Below are 401 nucleotides of genomic sequence, written 5' to 3'. Positions count from 1 at the left end.
CTTGAGGATCGACCGCTTAGCCCATGCCGGGCTTAGAGCTGCCCCTGAGCATTCAATCACGCCGGTTTCGGGTTGCCAGTTGTGTAAGACGAAGCCCGCCACCATGTTGCCGCTCGCATCCAGAACCGCAGCCGTTCTGCAGTGCCCGAAGTCGCGCGGCAGGTGCGCCATCGCCATGACGAAAGGCACAACCGCGTCATTGCAGCCCCATACCAGCCTCAAGAGGCGATGCCCCCGCCTTCGATCATCAGGTCCATGGAGACCATCTCCACAGCCATAGCCGCGGCGGAACCGCTGGTGATCTGGATCTGAGGCGAAATCGCGTACCCGCCGCCGCTGACCGCCTGCCAGTTCTTCACCACGCCCTTGCGCGGCTCTGTGGTTTCGCGGGCCCAGACATT

The 401-nt window shown here is 63.1% G+C and carries 1 protein-coding gene; it reads right to left on the bottom strand.

Translation table 11 applies throughout. From position 1 onward, the window contains the following. Positions 1-218: 218 nt before the first annotated feature. Positions 219-401 (bottom strand): hypothetical protein (locus tag BTA51_RS30380; RefSeq protein WP_168188337.1); only part of this gene is annotated, 183 nt, incomplete at its 5' end.

Source organism: Hahella sp. CCB-MM4 (genome assembly GCF_002260525.1).
GTDB lineage: Bacteria > Pseudomonadota > Gammaproteobacteria > Pseudomonadales > Oleiphilaceae > Hahella.
Note: the sequence above shows the minus strand (reverse complement) of the source record. Positions and strands in the feature narration are given on the sequence as shown.